The 20,299-nt window shown below is 43.7% G+C and carries 21 protein-coding genes and 1 tRNA gene; 7 read left to right on the top strand and 15 right to left on the bottom strand.

Annotated elements, in window-relative coordinates:
- Positions 1 to 103: 103 nt before the first annotated feature.
- Genes rpsC through rpsL form a run of 11 tightly spaced genes read right to left on the bottom strand, consistent with a single transcriptional unit; the run spans position 104 to position 7,332 of the window.
- Positions 104 to 808 carry a 30S ribosomal protein S3 gene (rpsC, locus tag KKA81_13180; protein ID MBU2651876.1) on the bottom strand — a complete coding sequence of 235 codons (705 nt, stop codon included), beginning with the start codon at positions 806 to 808 and terminating at the stop codon, positions 104 to 106.
- 18 nt (positions 809 to 826) lie between these two features.
- Positions 827 to 1,270 carry a 50S ribosomal protein L22 gene (rplV, locus tag KKA81_13185; protein MBU2651877.1) on the bottom strand — a complete coding sequence of 148 codons (444 nt, stop codon included), beginning with the start codon at positions 1,268 to 1,270 and terminating at the stop codon, positions 827 to 829.
- Between the two features lie 28 nt (positions 1,271 to 1,298).
- Positions 1,299 to 1,571: a 30S ribosomal protein S19 gene (rpsS, locus tag KKA81_13190; protein ID MBU2651878.1), complete on the bottom strand. Its 273-nt coding sequence runs from the start codon at positions 1,569 to 1,571 to the stop codon at positions 1,299 to 1,301.
- Between the two features lie 9 nt (positions 1,572 to 1,580).
- Entirely contained in the window at positions 1,581 to 2,405 is an 825-nt protein-coding gene (gene rplB / locus KKA81_13195) for a 50S ribosomal protein L2 (GenBank protein MBU2651879.1), read from the bottom strand.
- Positions 2,406 to 2,409: 4 nt separating this feature from the next.
- Positions 2,410 to 2,703, bottom strand: a complete 294-nt coding sequence (rplW, locus tag KKA81_13200) for a 50S ribosomal protein L23 (protein MBU2651880.1) — start codon at positions 2,701 to 2,703, stop codon at positions 2,410 to 2,412.
- A gap of 20 nt (positions 2,704 to 2,723) precedes the next feature.
- Positions 2,724 to 3,353: a 50S ribosomal protein L4 gene (rplD, locus tag KKA81_13205; GenBank protein ID MBU2651881.1), complete on the bottom strand. Its 630-nt coding sequence runs from the start codon at positions 3,351 to 3,353 to the stop codon at positions 2,724 to 2,726.
- Complete coding sequence (gene rplC / locus KKA81_13210) at positions 3,344 to 3,973, bottom strand: 50S ribosomal protein L3 (GenBank protein ID MBU2651882.1); 630 nt, start codon at positions 3,971 to 3,973, stop codon at positions 3,344 to 3,346. Before rplC ends, rplD begins: the two co-directional genes overlap by 10 nt.
- 23 nt (positions 3,974 to 3,996) lie before the next feature.
- Complete coding sequence (gene rpsJ / locus KKA81_13215) at positions 3,997 to 4,302, bottom strand: 30S ribosomal protein S10 (GenBank protein MBU2651883.1); 306 nt, start codon at positions 4,300 to 4,302, stop codon at positions 3,997 to 3,999.
- A 26-nt stretch (positions 4,303 to 4,328) separates the two neighbouring features.
- Entirely contained in the window at positions 4,329 to 6,437 is a 2,109-nt protein-coding gene (fusA, locus tag KKA81_13220; GenBank protein MBU2651884.1) for an elongation factor G, read from the bottom strand.
- A gap of 24 nt (positions 6,438 to 6,461) precedes the next feature.
- On the bottom strand, positions 6,462 to 6,929 hold the full coding sequence (gene rpsG / locus KKA81_13225) for a 30S ribosomal protein S7 (GenBank protein MBU2651885.1): 468 nt from the start codon (positions 6,927 to 6,929) through the stop codon (positions 6,462 to 6,464).
- Between the two features lie 28 nt (positions 6,930 to 6,957).
- Positions 6,958 to 7,332, bottom strand: a complete 375-nt coding sequence (rpsL, locus tag KKA81_13230) for a 30S ribosomal protein S12 (protein MBU2651886.1) — start codon at positions 7,330 to 7,332, stop codon at positions 6,958 to 6,960.
- A gap of 465 nt (positions 7,333 to 7,797) precedes the next feature.
- On the opposite strand from rpsL, the gene KKA81_13235 reads away from it, so the two are divergent.
- The 3 genes from KKA81_13235 (at position 7,798) to KKA81_13245 (ending at position 10,438) form a co-directional block, all read left to right on the top strand.
- Positions 7,798 to 8,460 (top strand): isochorismatase family protein, encoded by a 663-nt coding sequence (locus KKA81_13235; protein ID MBU2651887.1) that lies wholly within the window; start codon positions 7,798 to 7,800, stop codon positions 8,458 to 8,460.
- Positions 8,447 to 9,325 carry an NAD(P)/FAD-dependent oxidoreductase gene (locus KKA81_13240; GenBank protein MBU2651888.1) on the top strand — a complete coding sequence of 293 codons (879 nt, stop codon included), beginning with the start codon at positions 8,447 to 8,449 and terminating at the stop codon, positions 9,323 to 9,325. Before KKA81_13235 ends, KKA81_13240 begins: the two co-directional genes overlap by 14 nt.
- 186 nt (positions 9,326 to 9,511) lie before the next feature.
- Positions 9,512 to 10,438 carry a radical SAM protein gene (locus KKA81_13245; GenBank protein ID MBU2651889.1) on the top strand — a complete coding sequence of 309 codons (927 nt, stop codon included), beginning with the start codon at positions 9,512 to 9,514 and terminating at the stop codon, positions 10,436 to 10,438.
- 46 nt (positions 10,439 to 10,484) lie between these two features.
- Here KKA81_13245 and KKA81_13250 read toward each other — a convergent pair.
- A tRNA-Gly gene (locus tag KKA81_13250) sits at positions 10,485 to 10,557 on the bottom strand.
- A 114-nt stretch (positions 10,558 to 10,671) separates the two neighbouring features.
- Positions 10,672 to 11,925, bottom strand: a complete 1,254-nt coding sequence (locus tag KKA81_13255) for an arginine deiminase (GenBank protein MBU2651890.1) — start codon at positions 11,923 to 11,925, stop codon at positions 10,672 to 10,674.
- Between the two features lie 333 nt (positions 11,926 to 12,258).
- Here KKA81_13255 and KKA81_13260 point away from each other — a divergent pair, with 333 nt between their 5' ends.
- Together KKA81_13260 and KKA81_13265 are read left to right on the top strand one after the other, a co-directional pair.
- The gene (locus KKA81_13260; GenBank protein MBU2651891.1) at positions 12,259 to 13,098 is read left to right on the top strand and encodes a LytTR family transcriptional regulator; all 840 of its coding nucleotides are present in this window, start codon (positions 12,259 to 12,261) and stop codon (positions 13,096 to 13,098) included.
- A gap of 132 nt (positions 13,099 to 13,230) precedes the next feature.
- Positions 13,231 to 14,361: a nitronate monooxygenase family protein gene (locus tag KKA81_13265; GenBank protein ID MBU2651892.1), complete on the top strand. Its 1,131-nt coding sequence runs from the start codon at positions 13,231 to 13,233 to the stop codon at positions 14,359 to 14,361.
- Between the two features lie 61 nt (positions 14,362 to 14,422).
- Here KKA81_13265 and KKA81_13270 read toward each other — a convergent pair whose 3' ends face one another.
- Together KKA81_13270 and KKA81_13275 are read right to left on the bottom strand one after the other, a co-directional pair.
- Positions 14,423 to 14,995 (bottom strand): DUF4424 family protein, encoded by a 573-nt coding sequence (locus KKA81_13270; GenBank protein ID MBU2651893.1) that lies wholly within the window; start codon positions 14,993 to 14,995, stop codon positions 14,423 to 14,425.
- Positions 14,996 to 15,055: 60 nt separating this feature from the next.
- Positions 15,056 to 17,326, bottom strand: a complete 2,271-nt coding sequence (locus KKA81_13275) for a T9SS type A sorting domain-containing protein (protein ID MBU2651894.1) — start codon at positions 17,324 to 17,326, stop codon at positions 15,056 to 15,058.
- Between the two features lie 988 nt (positions 17,327 to 18,314).
- On the opposite strand from KKA81_13275, the gene KKA81_13280 reads away from it, so the two are divergent.
- Together KKA81_13280 and KKA81_13285 are read left to right on the top strand one after the other, a co-directional pair.
- Complete coding sequence (locus tag KKA81_13280; protein ID MBU2651895.1) at positions 18,315 to 18,899, top strand: hypothetical protein; 585 nt, start codon at positions 18,315 to 18,317, stop codon at positions 18,897 to 18,899.
- Positions 18,900 to 18,920: 21 nt separating this feature from the next.
- Positions 18,921 to 19,988, top strand: a complete 1,068-nt coding sequence (locus KKA81_13285; protein MBU2651896.1) for a nucleotidyl transferase AbiEii/AbiGii toxin family protein — start codon at positions 18,921 to 18,923, stop codon at positions 19,986 to 19,988.
- Positions 19,989 to 20,299 lie beyond the last annotated feature (311 nt).

Genomic DNA, 20,299 nt, shown 5'->3' on the forward strand with positions numbered 1-20,299 from the left:
CCCCGCTGGGAATTCCCTTTCATCTTCCCTTTCTGCTGTTTCCTGTATTTTGTCTTTTTTGGCTGTAACATTTATCTTAATGTTAAGTAGTTTATTCAATCATTTATCTTCTTCTGCCACCCCTTGTTTTTCTAGGTGCCTGTTTCTTCGGTGCTTCCTGCTGGGAAGGTACGAGTTCGGGTTTGCCGTAAATCTCACCTTTGCAAATCCAAACCTTGATACCGATTCTTCCATACGTGGTGTGTGCTTCAGCACGGGCATAATCAATATCAGCTCTGAGGGTATGCAGCGGGATCCGGCCTTCCTTGTATTGCTCGTTTCTGGCCATTTCGGCACCACCAAGCCTTCCTGAAATCATTACCTTAACGCCTTCTGCACCTATCCTGATGGTTGAAGCAATGGCAGTTTTGATGGCTCTGCGGAAGGAAATACGTCCCTCGATTTGCTTGGCTATGGTGTTGGCAACGATGACAGCATCCATTTCCGGGCGTTTGATCTCAGAAATATTGATTTGTACCTCTTTGGTGGTCAACTTCTTCAACTCTTCCTTGAGTTTATCTACTTCCTGGCCACCTTTTCCGATAATGATTCCCGGACGGGCTGTAAATATTGTAACCGTGATAAGCTTCAGGGTTCTTTCAATCAGGATCTTGGATATACCTGCTTTGGCAAGACGAGCATGGAGGTACTTGCGAATCTGGTTATCTTCCACCAGTTTAGTACTGAAATCCCTGCCACCGTACCAGTTTGAATCCCAACCGCGGATGATTCCCAGCCTGAGTCCTATTGGATTTGTCTTTTGTCCCATTAAAGTCTGATGTTTATTTTATTTATTAAGCTTTTCTGTTTCGGTATTTTCCACCGCACTGGCATAATCCAGCCTGTTTCCCAGGATGAGGGTAACATGGTTGGAGCGTTTTCTGATCCGGAACGCACGTCCCTGCGGAGCAGTCTGAAGACGTTTCAGCGACCTTCCTCCGTCAACGGATATCTCCCTGATGTAAAGCATTTGGTCTTCAATGCGCTTTCCTTCATTTTTCATCTGCCAGTTTGATATGGCGGAAAGGAGGAGTTTATAAAGACGGCCGGCGGCCTCTTTGGGTGAATGCTGTAGCATCCCCAGCGCCAGCTGAACATCCTGTCCCTTTATCATGTCAGCCACCAGCTTCATTTTCCTGGGCGAAGTAGGGCAATCATTCAACCGGGCAAAATACCGGGTTTTGTTTGCTTCTTTCTTTTCCTCGGCGCGTAAGCGTTTTCTTGCTCCCATTATCGAGTGTTTTTATCGTTAGCCATTATTATTTTTTACCCTTTTGACCGGCGTGGCCTCTGAACTGCCTGGTAGGAGCGAATTCTCCTAGTTTATGACCTACCATGTTCTCGGTTACGTACACCGGGATGAACTTATTGCCATTATGGACCGCAATGGTTTGACCGACAAAATCCGGAGATATCATGCTTGCTCTTGACCAGGTTTTGATAACGGTTTTTTTACCGCTTTGAATCTGGTCCAGTACTTTCTTCTCCAGTTTATAATGGATGTAGGGTCCTTTTTTTAATGATCGGCTCATACGTTACGATTATTTTTTCTTTCGTTCAATAATATATTTATTTGAATCCTTATGTTTGGAGCGGGTTTTATAACCCTTTGCGGGCAATCCTTTCCTGGAACGGGGATGACCTCCGGAGGCTCTTCCTTCACCACCGCCCATGGGATGGTCGACGGGATTCATGGCAACACCTCTGGTTCTTGGTCGTCTTCCCAGCCACCTGCTTCTGCCTGCTTTACCTGATTGCTCAAGGCTGTGATCCTGGTTTGAAACCATACCCACGGTAGCCTTGCATGTTTGCAGGATCATCCGGGTTTCACCGGAAGGTAACTTGATGATGGCAAACTTTCCTTCCCTTGAAAGAAATTGTGCATAGGATCCGGCACTGCGTGCCATCTTGCCACCCTGTCCAGGCCTCAGTTCAATATTGTGAATGATCGTTCCGAATGGTACTTCACTCAAATACATGGAATTACCGATTTCAGGGGCAACGCCTTTGCCGGAATTGACTTCCTGGCCCACCTTAAGGCCATGGGGAGCAATGATGTACCTTTTCTCACCATCGGCATAATGCAGCAGTGCAATACGCGAAGTGCGATTCGGATCATATTCTATCGATTTCACAGTGGCGGAAATGCCTTCCTTGTCACGCTTGAAGTCGATTACCCTGTACCTTTGTTTGTGACCTCCTCCACGGTAACGAACAGTCATTTTTCCTTCTGCATTACGACCTCCGGTCGATTTTTGCGGAGCGAGAAGGCTCTTTTCCGGAGTCGATGTCGTAATATCATCATATGCGCTGATGATCTTGAAGCGCTGACTGGGTGTTGTCGGTTTATACTTTTTTAAAGCCATTTATCTAAATATTGCTGTAAAAATCAATTGTTTCACCTTGTGCTAAAGTAACGACGGCCTTTTTGTAGGCTCTCGTTTTCCCGGTTATAAAGCCTGCTTTTGTGTAGCGGCTCTTGATCTTCCCGGGATAATTCATGGTGTTCACATCCAGAACTTCTACGCCATAAAGCTTCTCAATCGCGAGCTTTATTTCAATTTTGTTGGCGCCTCTATGGACGATAAAGCCATAACGGTTGAGCTTATCGCCCAGGTCTGTCATTTTCTCCGTGATCACCGGCTTTATAATTATTTTATCCATTTCGTCGGGTTTTATGCTATTTATTGAGCCAGTATTTTTTCTATTTCCTTGATGCTGCTTTCTGAGATAAGAAGGTTGTTGGCATTCAGAATATCATAGGTATTCAGGGAATTGGCCTGTACAACCTTAGCTTTTTTCAGGTTTCTCGACGACAAGATCACGTTATTGTCAACCTCATGGAGAACCAGAAGAGTTTTCTTGTCGATGACATTAAACTTTGAAAGCATGGAGATATAATCCTTGGTTTTCGGGGCTTCAAAACTGAAGTCTTCCAATACCACGATGTTGTTGTCTTTGGCTTTATAACTCAGTGCGGAGCATCTTGCAAGCCTTTTCAGCTTTTTATTCAATTTGAAGCTGTAGTCTCTTGGTTGCGGGCCAAAGATTCGGGCACCACCGCGGAACAGCGGGCTTTTGATGCTTCCGAACCTTGCTGTACCAGTACCTTTTTGGCGTTTCAGCTTACGGGTACTACCAGACACAGTGGATTTTTCCTTGCTGCTGTGTGTTCCCTGGCGCTGATTGGCCATGTACTGTTTGGCATCAAGGTAAATCGCATGGTCGTTAGGGGTGATGCCAAAGATGCTGTCATTCAACTCGACTTTCCTGTCGGTCTTTTCCCCTGATATTTTATATACTTCTAACTCCATCTTTCAACAATTACATATGATCCTTTTGGTCCTGGAACGGCACCTTTAATTAATAAAAGATTCTTTTCGGGGATGATCTTCACGATCTGCAGATTGATCATTTTAACTCGGGTATTCCCCATTCTTCCTGCCATGCGCAGACCTTTAAAAGTTCTGGACGGGTAGGAGGATGCACCTACTGAACCCGGAGCTCTCAAACGATTGTGCTGGCCATGAGTTGCATCACCGACCCCGGCAAAATGATGCCGTCTTACGACACCCTGGAATCCTTTTCCTTTAGTGTAACCGACCACATCGATATACTCACCTTCCGTGAAAACATCCACAGTGATGATGTCACCAAATTTCTTCTGGTGCCCTGTTTCGAAACGGGTGAACTCGCGAACTATCCTTTTCGGGCCTACTTCGGCTTTCTTAAAATGTCCCATCAATGCTTTGGTCGTATGCTTTTCTTTCTTTTCGCCGAAAGCAAGCTGAATGGCATCGTAACCATCCTTATCTTTGGTCTTTACCTGTGTGACCACGCATGGTCCGGCTTCAATGACCGTTACGGGAATGTTCTTCCCTTCCTGGTCATAGACGCTGGTCATCCCTATTTTTTTTCCAATTATTCCTGACATTATTTCCTGGTTTTTGCCAATTATCAGACTTTTATCTCAACCTCAACGCCACTGGGTAATTCCAGCTTCATCAGTGCGTCGATGGTTTTGCTTGTCGTGCTGTAAATGTCGAGCAACCTCTTATAGGTTGACAGCTGGAATTGCTCTCTCGATTTTTTATTGACGAAGGTTGACCGGTTTACCGTAAAAATCTGTTTGTCGGTGGGCAACGGAATGGGGCCACTGACAACGGCACCTGTCGACTTTACCGTCTTTACGATTTTCTCTGCGGATTTATCCACGAGGTTGTAATCGTATGATTTTAATTTTATTCTAATCCTTTGACTCACGTTATATTTAAGTTTTAAGGTTGTGATCAGAAGTTAACAACGTATCCTTTAATTTTATACAAAACATCTTCTACAATATCTCTGGGTGTTTCGGCGTAATGGCTGAATTCCATATTGGAAACTGCTCTGCCGGAAGTTATGGTCCTCAATGTGGTTACATATCCGAACATTTCGGCCAGAGGTACTTTGGCATGAATTTCCTGCACTCCGTTTGGTCGAGCCACAACGTTTTCAACCTGTCCCCTGCGTTTGTTAAGGTCACTGCTGACGTCTCCGATATAGGGATCGGGAGTAGTAACCACAAGTTTCATGACCGGTTCGAGCAGGGTAGGTCTGGCATTTCTGCAAGCATTGCGGAAAGCAATGCCGGCGGCTGCTTCGAAGGAGAGTGCGTCGGAATCAACGGGGTGAGCCTGTCCATCGGTAAGTTTGACCTTAAGATTATATAAGGCGAAGCCGGCCAGGATTCCGTTTTGCATGGAATTCCTGAAACCTTTCTCTACGGCCTTGATATATTCTTTAGGAATAACTCCTCCCTTGGTTGCATCGGTAAAATCCAGACCGGGTTTGCCATATTCGCCGGGGCCGATTTCCACGGTAATGTTGGCATAACGGCCTTTGCCTCCGGTTTGTTTTTTGTATAGTTCGTGGTGTACAACAGGAATTGCGATGGCCTCTTTATAGGCTACCTGTGGTGTACCCTTGTTTACTTCCAGGTTATGTTCCCTCTTCAGACGGTCGAGGATAATCTCCAGGTGGAGTTCTCCCATACCGCTTACCACTGTTTGACCTGTCTCTTCATCAATCCTGACATCGAAGGTAGGATCCTCTTCGGTCATTCTCGACAAGGCAGTACTTAGTTTTTCGAGGTCGTCCTGCCATTTGGCTTCAACGGCTAACCGCAGAACCGGTTCCGGGAAATTAATGTTTTCCAGGAGTATTGGATTTTTAAGGTCGGTCAATGAGTCTCCTGTACGGATTTCTTTGAATCCGACGGCGGCGGCAATTTCTCCTGCTTCAATCCGTTCAAGCGGCTTGCGCTTGTTGGCGTGCATTTGCAGTATTCTGGCGATACGTTCTTTCTTTCCTGTATTAACATTCAGCACAACGTTTCCGGCATCCAGTGATCCTGAATAAACGCGGAAATAGGCAATACGGCCGACAAATGGGTCGGATGCGATTTTAAAAGCCAGTGCGCTGAAAGGTTGATCGGGGGATGATTCGCGTATTTCTTCTTTTTCGGTATAAGGGTTGATACCTTTGATGGGGGGCACATCGAGAGGAGAGGGGAGGTAACGGCAAATGGAATCGATGAGTTTTTGCACCCCTTTGTTTTTGAATGAAGCCCCGCAGATAACCGGTGTAATTCGCATTTCCAGGGTGGCTTTTCTCACTGCGGAGCGGATTTCTTCGGGTGTAATGAGGGCGGGGTTGTCGAGAAATTTCTCAAATAGAGTTTCATTTTCTTCGGCAGCGCCCTCTATGAGACGGATCCTGTATTCCTCGACCATATCTTTCATTGACTCGGGGATGTCCATCTCGTAGAATCTGGCACCAAGGGATTCACCGTCCCAGGCCCAGGCTTTGTTCTCTATCAGGTCAACAACACCTTCGAAATTATCTTCTTCGCCAATGGGGAGCTGTATGGGTACGGGATTGGCATGCAGTCTTTCCCTGATTTGGTTGACCACATTATAGAAGTCGGCCCCCGAACGGTCCATTTTATTCACGAAGCTGATGCGGGGGATATGGTAGCGGTCGGCCTGACGCCAGACCGTTTCCGATTGAGGTTCGACACCGCCCACAGCGCAGAAGAGCGCAACGGCACCGTCAAGTACCCTGAGGGAACGCTCTACTTCAACCGTGAAGTCAACATGACCGGGTGTATCGATGATATTGATACGGTATTTTTCAAGGTCTACATCCCAGTAAACCGTTGTGGCAGCCGATGTAATGGTGATACCCCTTTCCTGTTCCTGAACCATCCAGTCCATTGTGGCGGTACCATCATGCACTTCACCTATCTTGTAATTGATGCCGGTATAATACAAAATACGCTCCGTCGTCGTCGTCTTGCCGGCGTCGATGTGGGCCATGATCCCGATATTCCGCGTATGTTGTAATTTTTCCTGCATCCTGATGATGACGTTGGCTGATTGTTAGAACCTGAAATGGGAGAAAGCCTTATTGGCTTCTGCCATCCTGTGAGTATCTTCTTTTTTCTTGAAAGCTGAACCTTCTTCCTTGTATGCAGCAACGATCTCACCGGCAAGCTTCTGACCCATGGTTTTCTCGTGGCGTTTGCGTGAGAAATTGATCAGGTTTTTCATGCCGATCGACATTTTTCTGCCAGGTCTGATCTCAGAAGGGATCTGGAATGTTGCACCACCTATCCTGCGACTACGGACTTCAACGCTGGGTGTAACGTTCGACAGAGCCTTTTTCCAGACTTCGAGACCATCTTCTTTGGTCTTTTCGCTAACAATATCAATGGCCTCGTAAAAGATCTTATAAGCAATATTCTTTTTCCCTTCGATCATGATATTGTTTACGAACTTAGTGACAAGCACGTCGTTAAATCTGGGGTCGGGAAGAATAATCCGTTTCTTTGGTTTCGATTTCCTCATATTATCTGAAGAATTTTATATTAATCTCTTATTTCTTAGGCTTTTTGGTGCCGTATTTCGATCTTCTCTGGTTTCTGCCATCCACTCCGGAAGTATCGAGTGCTCCGCGGATGATGTGATAACGTACACCCGGAAGGTCTTTCACCCTGCCTCCACGGATCAATACTATGGAGTGTTCCTGCAAGTTATGGCCTTCACCGGGAATGTAGGCATTTACCTCTTTCCCGTTGGTTAGCCTGACCCTGGCCACCTTACGCATGGCGGAGTTAGGCTTCTTGGGGGTTGTGGTGTAAACCCTTACGCAAACACCACGCCTCTGCGGACAACTGTCGAGGGCAGGTGATTTGCTCTTGTCGGTTAATTTCTGACGTCCTTTTTTTACTAACTGTTGTATCGTCGGCATATACTATTTTTGTTTGTCCTTAATTCCTTCTGCAAGGAATGAAGTTTGCTTTTATTGATCCTGAAATACTTTGGGAAACTTGATGATAGGGTGGCTTTGAGACCACTCCCGGCACCCGGGATGAAACCTTTAGGTGTCTCTTGTTATCAGGTTTCCGTAAAGTTTTTACAGTCTTGAGCTTAAGATGCTTCCATCCAAAGCGGGTGCAAAGGTAAAAAGATATTTTATAATTGCAAGGGAAATGATAAAAAAATGTTAAGTTATTGGGGGCTGGGGGCTGGGGACTGGATACTGGGGACTGGGGACTGGGGACTGGATTGCTGGGACCTGGTTATCCGGCTCCCCAGCAACCATTCCCCCAGCTCCCAGTTCCCCAGCCCCCAGCCCCCAGTCCCCAGCCTCCAGCCTCCAGCCCCCTCAATAAGTCCAGTTCAAGCATATTACCTTATCCTTTATCTTTGCGTCATGAAAACAGCTTATTTTCAGAAAGAAAACATTAAGGAAGTTTCAGGGGAGATTTTGGAGAGGATCAGGCCATTTTGCAAGTCGTACAGGCCTGTACTTGATAAGGACAGAATGGCCTTACTGGTTGTTGACATGCAGCATTTTTTTTGCGATCCGCATGCTCATGGGTTTATTCCTTCTGCCCCGGCAATTATTCCCGGGATAATGAAGCTCCAGAAACAATGCATGGAAAGCGGCATTCCGGTCATTTTAACACGGCACGTGAATACTGAAGCAGACGCCGGCATGATGGGTATACGGTGGAAAGAGGTCGTCACGCGGGAGAATCCGCAGTCTGCCGTGATTCCCGAGTTGCTGCTTCCCGGAACCACCATCCTGGAAAAATCACAGTTTGATGCTTTTTTTGGAACCATCCTGGAAGAAAAGCTTAAAAAGGAAGGACGGGATCAATTGATCGTTTGCGGCGTGATGACCAACCTCTGTTGTGAGACAACGGTCAGATCGGCATTTGTAAGGGGATTTGAGCCGCTATTTCCTGTTGATACCACTGCGGCCTATAATTTTGAATTTCACCTGTCGACCTTTATTAACCTTGTTTACGGGTTTATAAGTCCTTTGAATGCCGATGAAGTTATACAAGTTATTATAAATGAGACATATTGATGTTGTTATTGTCGGGGCCGGGCCTGCCGGTATAGCCTGCGCCATACAGCTTAAGCGTCTGGGCGTTGAATTTTTATTGGTCGATAAGAATAAACCCGGGGGATTGCTTCACCAGGCCGGTAAAATTGCCAACTACCCGGGGTATTACCAGGCGGTGACTTCATCAAAGCTTATCGGTGATTTTCTTCGTCATTTGGATACCTATAATATTAAGGTAGAAAAAGCAGAAGTTTCAGGAGTCAGGGAGAGCAATGGGATTATTGCCATGGCTTTGAATAACGCCACCTCGTTTGAACCGGAATTGGTTACCAGCAGGATACTGGTTGTGGCAAGCGGAACCAGGCCAATTACACAGAACCTTCATAAGCCGGATTCGGCAAGGGTTTTATATGATGTTTCCCGGCTTCGCAATAAATCAGGAAAGCAAGTTGCTTTTGTTGGTGCCGGTGATGCAGCCTTTGATTATGCACTGCAGCTTGCAGGAAAACATTATATAACCGTGTTTAACCGTTCCAATCGTATACGTGCCCTGCACGTTTTGAAGGAAGAATTCTTCAGGAACCATGAAATCACATATCACGAGAACTTTGAATTACAGTCAATAAGGGAAAGTGTAAACAACCTGACACTTACATTCATGAATTCAGGTCGGGAGCAAGTTTTATTATACGATTATCTTATTTTTGCAACTGGAAGGGAACCTGAGCTGGAGCTTTTCAGCGATGGAGTAAAAGATGCATTAGATCAGTTTATTAAAGAAAAGCGGATCTATATCATCGGAGATGCAGCAAACGGCCGCTGCCGTCAAACTGCCATTGCCGTGGGTGACGGGGTGAAGGCGGGGATGGAGATTGGGGGAATGTAGGGGAAAAGGGGACTGGGTACTGGGTACTGGGGACTGGGGACTGGGGACTGGGAACTGGGGGAATGGTTGCTGGGGAATCGGATAGCCAGGTCCCAGCCCCCCAGCAACCCAGCTCCCAGATTCCCAGCAACCCAGCTCCCCAGCCCCAATTAACATAGTTTTACAACAGTTATTATTAAAGCCATCATGAACATAATTGCAAAGACGCCTGAAAGCAGCATAGCGCGTGTTTATGTTGCGGAGGACGAGGCAGGGCGGAAGTTCGAATTCGTGGAATCTACACAGCCTCCACTTACCATACAGGATAAATGGGTGCTTATTCTTTCTACTTTGTATGGGTGTCCGGTTGGTTGTACATTCTGTGATGCAGGAGGGCAATACAAGGGTAGGATAGGACTGGATGGATTGCGTTTCCAGGTTGACACACTTGTTAAAGAAAGATGGCAGGACGGACTGATCGACACAGGAAAATTCAAGATACAGTTTGCCCGTATGGGAGAACCCTCGTTTAACCCACATGTCCTGGAGTTCCTGGAAGAAATACCCACACGATACCTTTACCGCAGCTTTATTCCATCCCTCTCAACAATTGGTGCTGCCGGAACTGAAGGCTTTTTTACCAAACTCCTTAGCATAAAAAAACGTTTGTATGACAGGGATTTTCAGTTACAATTTTCCATTCATACCCTGGATGAGGCCCAGCGTGATTTGATGATACCGGTAAAGAAAATGGGTTTTCGGGAAATCGTGGATTATGCGGATAGATTTTATTCTCCGGAAGGAAAGAAAATCACTCTGAATTTTGCTCTTGCCGAAGGATCTCTGATCAACGCAGAAACCATGCTTAAACATTTTGATCCTAATCTGTTTCTCATCAAGATCACACCGGTTAATCCTACATTCAAAGCAATAGAGAACAATGTATCCTCCCTTGTGACCAAAGATCGGCTGGACATTTCCATTGTTCAGGAATTAAGGGAAGCAGGTTATGAAGTCATCCTCAGCATAGGCGAATGGGAAGAAAACCGCATTGGCAGCAATTGCGGACAATACATTCAAAGTATGGAACAAGGGAGATTAGAAAACGCGTATTGTTATGAAATTAAGGGGTAAACGCTACTTTTATATTGATATATAACCATATAGCCATATATTTTTGAGCGGATAACGGGATTCGAACCCGCGACCCTCAGCTTGGGAAGCTGATGCTCTACCAACTGAGCTACATCCGCGTTGGGTGGCACAAAGATAGGGATTTGGCGGATATCATGCAGGGATTTTATGGATTTTTTTTAAACGCTGTCAGGACCTGCCGGCGATGACGCTGCAAGCAATTGCGGTGATGATCACTGCGGTTGCGATAGCCGCTTCACCGGCATCGACATACACCTCGCTCCGCCGCCACCACGTGCAAGCTCTGAGCCTTCGATGGTGATTACGGTTTTCCGGAGGCCGTCAGGACTGACTTTTCCGTTGATGATCTCTTCTGCCTTGATGATATTGAATCCGTTGTTGCTTAGCTCTTCCATAGTATGGGTGTTTCGGCCGTAACCGATAACCACACCGGGTGCCAGAGCCAGGAAATTGGCCCCGCTATGCCATTGTTCACGCTCCTGCACCCAGGGATCGGAACTGCCTCCGCAGAATAGAGGTTTGATATCGAATCCCAGATTGTTGAGCGCTTTTAGCAGGTTTTCTTCCTCGCGTATCCGGGTTACCCTTCCGTTGTCGACTTCTATATGCACTGTCTGTAACTTATTCGGTTTCAGGATCACCGGGTCGTATACCATGCAGTGATGATCGTCGATAAAGGTGAATACCATATCAAGATGAATGAACGATTCGGGTTGCAGGGGGAGTTCCTGGACAAGGATATGCCTTGTGGTGTTTTGTTTCTTCAGCCGTTCAATCAGGAAGTCAACTCCCTGGGATGTGGTTCGGGCTCCGATGCCGGTGAGGATCACATCCTCACGGGCAACTAAAATGTCGCCTCCTTCAATTGTTGTGTTTTCCGTAAATACAGGATGCCTGACAGGATTCAGGGTTTGAGCGGTAAAAAGGGGATGATGGGAAAAGATGGCTTCCATGATGAGTGCTTCCCTTTCCCTTACCACACTTGCCATACGACCAATGAGCACCTTATCAAAGATGGTGATGGCCGAGTCACGGGTGAAGAAGAAATTGTGCAAAGGCCTGAGTGAATACCTTTCCTTACTCAGGAACTTGGTTAGGTTGTCTTTTTTCATCACCACCCCTTCAATGAGTTGGCGCGAAAGCTCCTGCTTGCTCAGTCCCGATAAACAGGAAGAAAGAGTGCCGGCCATTTCGTTGCGACAGATGGTGGCAATAAGCTCCTCGCGCACTTCCGTGATCTCAAGGATGTCAGATAATAGGTCACGAACCTCGTAAACCGTACTGAACTTCTTCAAGACCTCCCGGAACTGCTCGTATTCACGCATGGCGACATTAAGATTGAGAATATCGCTGTATAGCGCTCTTTCAGCATTCTGAGGGGTCATGTTCTCAACTTCCGGTCCGGGAGTATGAAGGATCACGGCTTCCAGACGGGCGGTTTCGGAGTAAATGTGGTTAGAGGGCATGGGTTATACTGTTATATTGTTTGTTCTGACGTTAGTTGGAGATGAATTTTGGGGTCAGGCAAAGTTAAGGATAATTTTTCAGGATGGAAGGTGGGGTTTGTTACCGGGAAAATGCTAAATTTGGGTATGGTTAAACGGTTTAGGATATTCAAGGATGTTTTTGAAAACAAGGATGATATCATCCTGTGTGATTACCTTTTTCGAAAATTCTCCCTGATATTACGTTTTTCATAAAAAATGCATAATTTTGCTTGAATTTCCGACATCGGCAGAATCTTTTTTGGCCATCTGCAAAAAATACCGCCGGAACAGAAATATTAAAAAGACCGGCACATGTTAAGTTTTTTCAATAAACCCTATCCATTTAATGATGATGTGAAATACAACGCCAGGATCATCCTGTTCATCAGTCTGGGTATTCTTGTATTTCTACTTGTCTTTCAACCTGTTGATATCAGTTCGTTTTCCAGAAAAAAAATATTGTTCCTGGTTACAGGATATGCGGTTTCAACATTTTTAACCCTGACAATAAACCTTATAGTGCTTCCCAGTCTTTGGCCAAAGTTTTTCGAAAGCAGCAAATGGAACATCAAGAGGGAGATATTCTGGAATATCTGGGTAATCCTAGCTATTTCAGGATGTTATTTTTTGTTTTATACAAGGTTATTCGGGATCATTAACATCCGGCTCATGGATGTGATCAAAATCATCCTCCTTGCTGTAATACCCGTAGCAGCTCTTATCACCATCAACTACAACAGGTTATTGCGTACCCATTTAAAAAGTGCCCGGCTGATGAGCCGTAAGCTGATTGAAAGTAAACAACAGCAACAAAAGATGGTGTATTTCGAATCGGAATACAAAAAAGACCATTTCAGGATACAGTCGGGAGCAATCATACTGATCAGGGCTGCCGATAACTATATAGAGGTATATTATGAAAGTGATGGAGCTGTGAGGAAACAGATGATCCGGAACTCATTGAAGAATATTGAAACCTTGCTGGGTGAATTCGATTTCATTGTACAATGTCACCGGTCTTTTATGGTGAATATTAATCATATCAAGGAGATACAGGGGAACCCGCTTGGATATAAGTTGTTTTTCGAGGGAATAGATTTTCCCGCTATAGTGTCACAGAAATACATCGATGACTTCAGAAAGGTGATTTAAGGTAATTATTTCGCCCCTGTATGACGGAATTTCACCCCTAAAATCCGGTTCAGGCCCTTTTTATTTCTTTTACTCCCTAATTCTCCAGGAAGCCGTGAATCCCTTATAATTTCGTAGAAATTAAATTAGAACATCATTATGAATTCGTTAAAAATAGGTGATTTATTAATACCCATACCCATCATACAGGGAGGCATGGGGGTAGGCGTATCGTTATCGGGACTGGCAGCGGCAGTTGCGCGCGAAGGCGGGGTTGGGATTATATCCGCTGTGGGGATAGGGATGACAGAGCCCGGATTCCGTAAGAATTTCAGGGAGGCCAACAAGACCGCTTTGCGGAAGGAGATCCGCAAGGCCCGTTTGTTATCCGACGGGGTGATTGGGGTGAATATCATGCTGGCTGTATCCGATTTCGATGATCTACTGAACATTGCCCTGGAAGAGCAGGTTGATATGGCCATTATCGGTGCCGGCTTGTTCCTGAAACGGCCTGAAAGTTCTGAGGGCTCCCGGACAAAGCTGATACCCAAGGTCTCCAGTGCAAGGGCAGCGAAGATAATATTCAGGCATTGGTCAGACAAGTATGGACAGGTACCCGATGCAGTGGTTGTTGAAGGTCCGCTATGCGGTGGGCATGTGGGCTTCAGGAACGAAGACCTTATGCACCCGGATAGCATCCTGAAATCGATCGTGAAAGAAACCGTGGCGGAGATACGTCATTTTGAACAGGAATACGGTCGGGAGATCCCGGTGATCGCCGGCGGTGGTATCTATGACGGAAACGATATGTATGATATTATGCAGGCAGGCGCCAAAGCCGTGAAAATGGGGACCCGCTTCGTGACCACCGTTGAATGTGATGCCGCGGAAGCTTTCAAACAAAACTATATCAACTGCACCCCCGACGATATAACCATCATCAACAGTCCGGTAGGACTACCCGGCAGGGTGATCACCAACGATTTTGTAAAAGAGATACAACAAGGCACCCAAAAACCGGTGAATTGTCCGTGGAAATGCCTGAAGACCTGTGATTATAAAAAAGTACAGTTTTGCATAGCAGAAGCCTTATTCAATGCAGCAAGCGGAGAATTTGAGCATGGCTTCTCCTTTGCAGGATCCAACGCCTGGAAAGCAGAAAAAATCGTCACGGTGAAAGAAACGGTCAATCAGATCGTGGTCGAGTATCTTGAGCGGGAAGCGGCAGTATCCCCTTCGACTTCGCTCAGGGCTGCAGTGACTGAAGAAAGGAATTCGTTTTAAGGGATCTGAGATCTGAGATCTGAGATCTGAGATCTGCGATCTGATATCTGAGATCTGCGATCTACCGAAACCATGCCTCGAAGTCCCTATCAGGCATAAAATTCGTTTTTGACCAGTTATAGATGACGTACTCTTTAACGGTATCTATTTTATCCGGAGGGTATGATAATGAGTCGATCTGTATTCCTAAGGGAACCCAGAGTTTGTAATTGGCCAGTTCGAATGGTTTTTTCCATTGCAGGGTGGTTGTGAGGATATAGCGGGCATGTCCGCTTTTCAGTTCCTGAGTATATCCGATGAAGTATGCCCGCTGGCTGTATGGCGGGAAAACAGCATGGAAGTTCCCACCCTCTTTGCGTTTCCGAAGAACCACGGAGGAATCGGGTTCATCCGTCGGCCAGGCGGCAAACCAAACTACATTCCCATGGTCATCATCCTGGGGGAAAGGGTAGAAGAGGGATCGCTCCACTTTTGCCGGGGTAAGGTTGCGGAAGTAGTATTCTCCTTCCACAGAGAGGCTTTCGCGGTTAAGCTTAAAGACAAGATCTTCACGGAAGAAGTCGAGGCTTTGGGCGGAAATTAGGTTTATAGAACAGAAAACCAGGAAGATAACAGAAATCAAATATTTCGGCATAGGTAAGGGCAAATTGTTAAGGTGTGAATGTATCAGCATGCGATTATCCTGGTTAAAATATCATTCGACGATCAGCTTCTTCGAAACCATTACCGTGTTATTGATCTCCAGGCTTAGCAAGTACGTGCCTTTCAAAGCGGACGAGTTGGTTAAATCCTGCAATCCCATCCTGTATTCGTTATCCCGGGGCAATAAATACCCGATTTCTTCCTGAGCAACCGCTCTGCCGCTGAGGTCGAAAAGTCTAATCCTTGCATTATTCCAGGAAAGGTGCTCCTCTTTATGCAGGATGATGTTCGCGTTGCCGTTGGTGGGATTGGGGATGATAAACATTGAAAAGCCAGGGTTTATGGGTGGCCTTTGGCTGATTCTGACACCAATCTGGTCATAAAAACAAGCTCCGATATCAGAAATGGTATTGTCGGGATCATAGGGAAAGGTTGGGTCACCGGCATCAATGCAGGGGGAGTTTTCCAGGAGGTTATATGCCAGATAGGTAGTATCAGCAAACATTGGATCCATAAACAGGTTGAAATAAACATCACATGAGTCACCGTTGATATTTGTCTGGCAAAGGTTTCCGAAACCCGGGATAGGGTCCTTAAAATAAATAACAATATTATAAAATAAATTGTGATATGGACGAAAGGCTGTATCCTGGAAAGTATGATAGGGGTAAAATATAAATTCATTGTTAATGAATATATTATTAATAAGATCAGGGCTTGCATGATCCAAATTTGCTACGGCAGCGAAATTGTTATTGAAAATATTATTTGATAAACGAGGTGTTGAATGATCGGTATTGACAATACCAGGCGAGATTTTCAAATCCGGATGGCAAAAAATACCATAAGAAATAACAGGACTTGATGAATCACGACAAAAGTATAGTGCAGGATAGTAATACAAACCTTCATTTTGAAAATCAATGTATTTAAAAACAGGAGAAGCATTTCCTCTTATATCGACCATTATTCTACGAACCGGTGGTACATCATGGATAATGCCATGGGATAAAATTGGTGATGCGTCTTGAATGATTATACCTGAATCATTATCGGAGATTTCAAAATATTCCAGGATGCTGTTGGACGAAGAATTTCCTGTAAATCTCAAGCCTTCCCATGGTGTATACGAAAATACAATGGGATCATCTTTTGTCCCTTTTGCATCCAGGGTTCCAAAAACATCGAAATTGCCATATCTTTTAAAGAATATTTCTACACCCGGCAGGATTTGCAGTGTTTCACCTTCAGGGACCTGAATGTCTCCGAACAACCAATAATGGTAATCATTCTCCCAGATGCCTGATTGTTCACCCATTGAAATCTCATTAACGGTTCCAGGATATAGCATATGGTCAATTAAGTAATTATCCTGGAAACAATTAATGAGGCCGGGTGTGAAATAAGGATAAAACCCAAACATTGAACACCTTAGGTAATATCTTCCAATAGGTACTGTGGTTTCAAAATATCCTGAAGAATCCGTAAATGCATAAATAGGAGAAAAATCATTGCATTCCGGTGTCAGAATGACCTTAATTCTGGCATGGTTATTTCCCTGATATAGTTTGCAATGACCACTTAAAACAACTTCTGATTTTGCAGGTATACGAAAGTTAGTATAAATAGAAGAATCAAGTTCCAAAGTGATCATCGTATCAACCCATATGGTTCCTTCTTCATTATCAAGAGTAACTTCGTAATTTCTGGGCATTAACGTTGGATTGAAAAAATATCCTGTTGAATCGGTCCAGGTTTCGTTTATACCGAAACAATTGGAATGCTTCACGTGAAAGAATTTGACAGGATTTCCGGTAGAATCAAAAACAAACCCATGAAGGAGACCCCGTTGAGGTTCCTGTAATTCACCGAGACCAGGTTGTGATCCAAGTATTTCGAAGTTTTCATAATTATAATTTCGATTCGGATTATGGATCGTTTGTCCGAGGAAAGGCGGATTAACCATAGATCCCGGAACATTTCCATATCTAAAATGCTTCGCCATTATATCACCGAGATAGTAATCGAATATATATAATTCTCCACCACTACGGTTTAACCACAAGTATTTATCAAGGTCATTTTGAGTTAATAGCATAATACCAGGTTCGTTCGGTTTCCTGGAAAAGTTGGCAGAATCCTGGAGAGTATATAAAGTAAACATGCTATGTGAGTTAATGGAATTGAATAATATTTCAATGGTCCATTCCCCGTTGTTTGCAAAATATATTTCGGTGATCACAGCTTCTGTGGAGGGAGGAACGTTTGAGAGGCAAAATGAAGCCAAAAGGAGGAATAATGCGCTAAACGTTTGTTTCTTCATCACTTGATAAATTTCGTATAAAGATATAGAAAATAATCTGATATATCAAGGGGCAGGTTGAAGGATTCAGGCTGAAGGTTTCAGGTTGCAGGTTGCAGGCGGCAGGTAGTTTGAGTGAGGGTATTGAGGGATGAGTTGGAACTTGGAACTTGTAACTTGCCGCTTGCTGCTTGTAACCTGAAACTTGCCCCCTGCCCCTTTCCCCTAGCTCCTCCCTCTTGCTCCTTGCAACCTGCAACCTGCCCCCTGCTGCCTGCCCCCTGCCTCTAACTCTTGCCTCTTGCCCCTTGCTTCTTGCCCCCTGAAACCTGCAACCTGAATCTTGTTTTCCGTTTCCCGTTTCCTTTACCCACTTGTTTTGTGTTTATAATTTTTGGAGGACGGGTATTGACAAATGGGAAAATGGAGTATATTTGGGGGGGATGGGTTTGTGGTGGGGGTGTGGGTGTAGGTGGGTTTTGGGAAGCTATACGTGGGGGGTATGGGAGTAGGAGGAAGGGGGTTTTATGCTTTAGTTGGCAACAAGTGTAAAAAGACAGACGACCAGACAGATACGATAATGATATATAATAACGAAAGAAAGGTTTTAGCTTTTTGATAGGACTGTGCAAATTTGATGGAAATTTATTTTGTTTTTTCCCCACCCGCAAAAAAAAGGAAACCCCACCTACAATGCACACATTGCAAAAGCCCCACCAGTCAGGGCTGAAAACAAAGCTTTGTCAAAGAGTACAATCCTGTATTAGCATCATTCTATATTTCGGCAGCATTTTTATTTTGCTGCCAATATATATTTTTTTATATTTGTACTCTAACTTTTTAAACTATCGCAACAGATAAATTAAATATTGAACAGCTTAAAGATTATTTCAAAGGCAAAGAAAGCTTTGATACATCTGATATTGTAAAGTTTTATTCACAAAGGGAACCGGAAGTAAATGCTACTACAATAAATTGGAGAGTTTATAATTTGGTGCGATCTGGCGTTTTGAACAGGATTGGAAGAGGAAGATTTGCAATTGGTAAAATCAGGATTTATATACCGGAAATAACTTCTAAAATAAAATCAGTCCATTCAAAGCTAAAAAAGGAATTTCCATATTTGAGGATATGCATTTGGAATACCTCTTCCTTAAATGAATTTATGGTTCATCAGCCGGGAAGATTCTACATACTTATTGAGGTGGATAAAGAAGCAGTACAATCGGTATTTTTTTATTTAAAAGAGCATAAATTTTCTGTGTTTCTTGAACCTACTAAGGATTTAATTGAAAAATACTTACCTGATGAAAAAGAAACCTTAATCGTAAAGTCTTTGGTTTCAGAAGCTCCATTACAAACAATAAACAGAATCAACTCGCCCACAATTGAAAAAATGTTGGTTGATATTTTTTGTGATGATATAATATTTGCTGCTCAACAAGGTTCTGAGATGAGAACTATTTTTCAGGAAGCATTTAAAAAATATACTGTAAATGAGAGTCGTATGATGCGATATGCCGATAGACGAAGGAAAAAGGATAGCCTTCGTGAATACTTAGGTTCAATTTCTAATATACGGCAGCAAAGTTAAAATACTTCCAATATATAGAATGTGATAGATAAAGATAAAATTACGTTAGACTGGATAACTAAGGTTTCAAAAGAATACCGAAATGCCGATAAAATATTGGTTGAAAAAGTTATTCGTTCCCTTTTACTACTGGAAGGGTTAGTGAAACAAAAACTCTTTTTTGTTTTTAAGGGGGGTACAGCATTAATGTTGCATTTGAATTCTTCAAAAAGGTTATCCATTGACATTGATATTATAATGCCTGTAAAACCTGAAAAAATCGATGAATTACTTGATGGTGCTGTTTCAGAACAAGGCTTTCTTAGAAAAGAATTGCAGCAGCGAAATACATATTCGAAAATTGATAAAGCTCACTACAAATTTTATTACCATCCTTTACATAAAGCGAGCAAAAACGAAGAATTTGTATTGCTTGATATTCTTTTTGAAGAAGTGCAATATGAGAACTTGGTTGAACTCAAAATACAATCTTCATTTTTACCTGAAAAGGAATCTCCTTTCACCGTTAAATCTGCATGTTTAGAAGATATAATAGGTGATAAGTTAACAGCGTTTGCCCCAAACACTGCCGGGATTCCTTATTTTAAAGGCAAGGATAGCATGAGTATGGAAATCATTAAACAGTTATATGATATTGGCAATCTGTTTGATCATGCGACCTACATAGAAATAATTAAAACCACATTTAAAAAGTTTGCTAAAACGGAACTTGATTATAGAGAAATGAATAGCCTTACTGAGAGAGACGTTTTGGAAGATATTTATCAAACCTCTTTATGCATTGTTAGCAGGGGTGCTAATGGAAAAGGCGATTTTGACCAATTACAGCAAGGGATTCAGCGTGTTTCTAGATTTATTTTCTCCGAAAGCTATCACATTGAAAAGGCGATTACACATGCTTCAAAAGCCGCTTATTTGGCAACCTTAATAAAACATGATTATAAAACTATTGAAAAATATAGTGACCCATCAAAAATGAAAGACTGGCTTATAGCCGAACCAATGAATGTAAAACTAAACCGTTTGAAAAAGTCCAATCCGGAAGCCTTTTTTTATTGGTATAAAATTTATGAATTAGAAACAAAGTAGGATTTTTGGAGCGTTCAACAGTACATTACGCAGACAAAAAGAAAAATAGCGCATTAAAATCGTTACGCAATAAGCTAAGACCAGCAGGTACATCTGTACTGTTTATTCCGGCCAACCTGCCCCCCATTCCGGTGATACTGACCCCCTGGTTTAGTTTCTCACCACAATAGGCACATTAGTACACATTAGTTTTTGTATCTCTTTGAGAATTCATCAGTTATTCCTGGAAAGCCTCCAGCCCCCTTACCAAACCTCTATTGTGCTCTATTGTGACTAATGTGGTAAGAATATGAATCACAATAGTCACAGTA

The sequence above is a fragment of the Bacteroidota bacterium genome (assembly GCA_018831055.1).
GTDB lineage: Bacteria > Bacteroidota > Bacteroidia > Bacteroidales > B18-G4 > M55B132.

Excerpts from the sequence above, each read along its gene's own strand:
- rpsC (MBU2651876.1), bottom strand. The coding sequence starts at position 808 with ATGGGACAAAAGACAAATCCAATAGGACTCAGGCTGGGAATCATCCGC.
- rplV (MBU2651877.1), bottom strand. The coding sequence starts at position 1,270 with ATGGGAGCAAGAAAACGCTTACGCGCCGAGGAAAAGAAAGAAGCAAAC.
- rpsS (MBU2651878.1), bottom strand. The coding sequence starts at position 1,571 with ATGAGCCGATCATTAAAAAAAGGACCCTACATCCATTATAAACTGGAG.
- rplB (MBU2651879.1), bottom strand. The coding sequence starts at position 2,405 with ATGGCTTTAAAAAAGTATAAACCGACAACACCCAGTCAGCGCTTCAAG.
- rplW (MBU2651880.1), bottom strand. The coding sequence starts at position 2,703 with ATGGATAAAATAATTATAAAGCCGGTGATCACGGAGAAAATGACAGAC.
- rplD (MBU2651881.1), bottom strand. The coding sequence starts at position 3,353 with ATGGAGTTAGAAGTATATAAAATATCAGGGGAAAAGACCGACAGGAAA.
- rplC (MBU2651882.1), bottom strand. The coding sequence starts at position 3,973 with ATGTCAGGAATAATTGGAAAAAAAATAGGGATGACCAGCGTCTATGAC.
- fusA (MBU2651884.1), bottom strand. The coding sequence starts at position 6,437 with ATGCAGGAAAAATTACAACATACGCGGAATATCGGGATCATGGCCCAC.
- rpsG (MBU2651885.1), bottom strand. The coding sequence starts at position 6,929 with ATGAGGAAATCGAAACCAAAGAAACGGATTATTCTTCCCGACCCCAGA.
- rpsL (MBU2651886.1), bottom strand. The coding sequence starts at position 7,332 with ATGCCGACGATACAACAGTTAGTAAAAAAAGGACGTCAGAAATTAACC.
- KKA81_13235 (MBU2651887.1), top strand. The coding sequence starts at position 7,798 with ATGAAAACAGCTTATTTTCAGAAAGAAAACATTAAGGAAGTTTCAGGG.
- KKA81_13240 (MBU2651888.1), top strand. The coding sequence starts at position 8,447 with ATGAGACATATTGATGTTGTTATTGTCGGGGCCGGGCCTGCCGGTATA.
- KKA81_13245 (MBU2651889.1), top strand. The coding sequence starts at position 9,512 with ATGAACATAATTGCAAAGACGCCTGAAAGCAGCATAGCGCGTGTTTAT.
- KKA81_13255 (MBU2651890.1), bottom strand. The coding sequence starts at position 11,925 with ATGCCCTCTAACCACATTTACTCCGAAACCGCCCGTCTGGAAGCCGTG.
- KKA81_13260 (MBU2651891.1), top strand. The coding sequence starts at position 12,259 with ATGTTAAGTTTTTTCAATAAACCCTATCCATTTAATGATGATGTGAAA.
- KKA81_13270 (MBU2651893.1), bottom strand. The coding sequence starts at position 14,995 with ATGCCGAAATATTTGATTTCTGTTATCTTCCTGGTTTTCTGTTCTATA.
- KKA81_13275 (MBU2651894.1), bottom strand. The coding sequence starts at position 17,326 with ATGAAGAAACAAACGTTTAGCGCATTATTCCTCCTTTTGGCTTCATTT.